Below are 2072 nucleotides of genomic sequence, written 5' to 3' on the forward strand. Positions count from 1 at the left end.
GTCCGGGTAGTGCTGGCGCAGCTGGGAAAGAACGGTCTGGCGGCATTCCAGCTCGATGCTGTGGCGCTGGCCGTAGTCGAAGCCGATGGTCTCGACCCGGTCGAAGTTGGCCAGGGCCCAGGCCAGGCAGGTGGTGGAGTCCTGCCCGCCGGAGAAGACGACCAGGGCGGTGTTCGGGGTCTGCATTGTCGCTCCTAGACGCCGCGCGCGTCCGGGTTCCAGATGTATTTGTGCTGCTGCAGGTTCAGGCGCAGGTCCAGGCCGGACTCGAGAATCCAGCGGGCCAGCCCGGCCGGGTCCACGCCGCCGAACAGCGGGGAAACGTTCACCACGTTGCGGCAGGTGTCGATGCGGGGCAGGAGGTTCAGCATGTGCTGCCAGTCCTCGCGGTCGGCGATGATGAATTTCACTTCATCGCGTTCGCGCAGGCGGTCCAGATTGCCGGTGTCCATTTTATCGGACTCGCCACTGGAGGGCCCCTTCATGTCCACGATGGCTATGACTTCCGGCGCCAGCACGGAGATGTCGCGGCTGCCGTTGGTCTCCACCAGCACGCTGCGCCCGCTGCGGGCCAGGGCGTTCATGAGGTCGACGGCCGAGGGCTGCATCAGCGGCTCGCCCCCGGTGAACTCGATGAGCCCGTCGCCGAGGGCTTCGACACGTTCCAGCACTTCGCGCTGGGAGAGCGCCTCGCCGCCTTCGTAGGCATAGGGGGTGTCGCACCAGCGGCAGCGCAGGTTGCAGCCCGTCAGGCGCACGAACACGCAGGGCCGGCCGGCCCAGGTGGATTCGCCCTGCAGGCTCTTGAAGATCTCGCAGACCTGGAGGCTCAAGGCTCCTCCCAGTAGGTAACCTCCGCGCCGGGGGTTTCCGCGATGCGGATGCGCGACACGCGGGCCCCGGACGTTTTGGGCGCGCGTTCCGCCAGCCTGCGGCCAAGGTCGTGGTACAGGTGCCGGGCGATGTTCTCGGCCGTGGGGTTCTGGCCGTTGAAGGGCTCCAGGTCGTTCAGGCAGGCGTGATCCAGGCTGGAAAGCGCCTCGCGCAGCAGCAGCTTGATCTCGCGGAAGTCCAGGCCCATGCCGATTTTGTCCAGGTCCTGGCACAGCACGTAGGCCGTCACGCCCCAGTTGTGGCCGTGGGTGTTTTGGCAGTTGCCGGGGTAGCCGTCCAGCCTGTGCGCGGCGCAGAATTCCCCGCGCACGCTGAGTTCGTAATTGCGTTTCATGGGCGGATGCTACGGCCTCCTGTGCCGGGTCGTCAATGCGTAAGGGCGCGCCTACAGGCCCCAGGCGTAGGCCGCCATGGAGAGCACCCCGTAGGTGTAGCCGTCGTGCAGGATTTTTCCCGCGCCCCCGCCAGCGCCAAAGGCCGCCAGCAGCGGCACATAGTGGTCGGCCGTGGGGTGGTTCCTGGGTCCGTTCGGTCCCTGGGCCAGATAATCCAGCAGGGCGGCCTCGTCGTTCGCCTCAATCCGCCCGGTGAGCCAGTCCGCGAAGGCCTTGGCGTAGGGAACCGGAGCCTCCAGCATGTCGTGGCTGAAGACCTCGCGCAGGTTGTGCGTGGCGTTGCCGCTGGCCATGACGAGCACGCCCTCCTCGCGCAGGGGGGCCAGCGCCCGGCCGAGGGCCACGTGATGCGCCGGGGATTTGCGCGAGCTGATGGACAGCTGCACCACGGGAATGTCCGCCTGTGGGTACATGAGGGAGAGCGGCACCCAGGCCCCGTGATCGAAGCCGCGCTTCTCGTCCAACTGGGCGGGCAGACCCGCTGCCTCCAGCAACTGCGCCGCCTTGTGCGCCAGTTCGGGTGCGCCGGGAGCCGCGTAGGTCATCTCGTACAACGCGTCGGGGAAACCGTAGAAGTCGTACATGGTGTGCGGCTGCGTTCCGCTGGACAGGCGCGTGTCCGGCGTATCCCAATGGGCGGAGACCGCGATGACGGCCTTGGGCCGGGGCAGCTCGTTCCCAAGGCCGCGCAGGAAGTCGCGCGTGGGCACGGAGTCCATGACGAGCGTAGGCGCGCCGTGGGAGACGAAGAGGGTGGGCATTGTGTCGGGCATGGGGGCTCCC

General features: G+C 67.7%; 4 protein-coding genes. All 4 read right to left on the reverse strand.

Going from position 1 to position 2072, the window contains the following annotated elements:
• Window positions 1-186 (reverse strand): 7-cyano-7-deazaguanine synthase (locus tag VN419_RS00700; protein ID WP_325643385.1); only part of this gene is annotated, 186 nt, incomplete at its 3' end.
• A gap of 8 nt (window positions 187-194) precedes the next feature.
• Window positions 195-833, reverse strand: coding sequence for a radical SAM protein (locus VN419_RS00705; protein WP_325643388.1), 639 nt, complete (start codon window positions 831-833; stop codon window positions 195-197).
• The gene (queD, locus tag VN419_RS00710; RefSeq protein WP_325643390.1) at window positions 830-1228 is read right to left on the reverse strand and encodes a 6-carboxytetrahydropterin synthase QueD; all 399 of its coding nucleotides are present in this window, start codon (window positions 1226-1228) and stop codon (window positions 830-832) included. Before queD ends, VN419_RS00705 begins: the two co-directional genes overlap by 4 nt.
• A 51-nt stretch (window positions 1229-1279) precedes the next feature.
• Window positions 1280-2062, reverse strand: coding sequence for a class III extradiol ring-cleavage dioxygenase (locus VN419_RS00715; protein ID WP_325643392.1), 783 nt, complete (start codon window positions 2060-2062; stop codon window positions 1280-1282).
• Between the last annotated feature and the right edge of the window lie 10 nt (window positions 2063-2072).

This window comes from Humidesulfovibrio sp. (assembly GCF_035560995.1).
GTDB lineage: Bacteria > Desulfobacterota > Desulfovibrionia > Desulfovibrionales > Desulfovibrionaceae > Humidesulfovibrio.